The sequence below is a fragment of the Aeromonas sp. sif2416 genome, assembly GCF_019218665.1.
GTDB classification, from domain to species: domain Bacteria; phylum Pseudomonadota; class Gammaproteobacteria; order Enterobacterales; family Aeromonadaceae; genus Aeromonas; species Aeromonas encheleia.
The window spans coordinates 1-536 of sequence record NZ_JAHUXC010000032.1 but is presented as its reverse complement, the minus strand read 5'-3'; the positions used below and the strand labels follow the sequence as shown (position 1 = coordinate 536).

At 46.6% G+C, this 536-nt stretch carries 2 tRNA genes and 1 rRNA gene; all 3 read left to right on the top strand.

Annotated features, from left to right (window positions below):
* Window positions 1-87, top strand: a 16S ribosomal RNA gene (locus tag KW821_RS21400); the annotation flags it as partial.
* A 73-nt stretch (window positions 88-160) separates the two neighbouring features.
* Window positions 161-237: transfer RNA gene (locus tag KW821_RS21395), tRNA-Ile, on the top strand.
* A gap of 12 nt (window positions 238-249) precedes the next feature.
* Window positions 250-325 (top strand) — tRNA-Ala (locus KW821_RS21390).
* The last annotated feature ends 211 nt before the right edge of the window (window positions 326-536 follow it).

Genomic DNA, 536 nt, shown 5'->3' with positions numbered 1-536 from the left:
AGGGCGTTTACCACGGTGTGATTCATGACTGGGGTGAAGTCGTAACAAGGTAACCCTAGGGGAACCTGGGGTTGGATCACCTCCTTACCTTAATGATGACGAAGTTGTTGAGTGTTCACACAGATTGCCTTGATTCAAGTTTAGAGACAGTACACGAAGTGGGTCTGTAGCTCAGGTGGTTAGAGCGCACCCCTGATAAGGGTGAGGTCGGTGGTTCGAGTCCACTCAGACCCACCACTTCGCGATTATGGGGCTATAGCTCAGCTGGGAGAGCGCCTGCTTTGCACGCAGGAGGTCTGCGGTTCGATCCCGCATAGCTCCACCATAATCGAGTACTGAATTTGCGAGAAGCAAAAGCCATGCATTGAACGCATTGTTCAATCTATGCCTTTGACTTCTTTATGAAGTTTGCTCTTTAACAATCTGGAAAGCTGATTTAAAAAGTAGTTCTCAAACATTTGTTACAAGTGCTTTGGAAACTTCTTGGCGAAAACCAAAATTTATTTTTGGTCCTTGTTGTACGACAACAAGCCGTG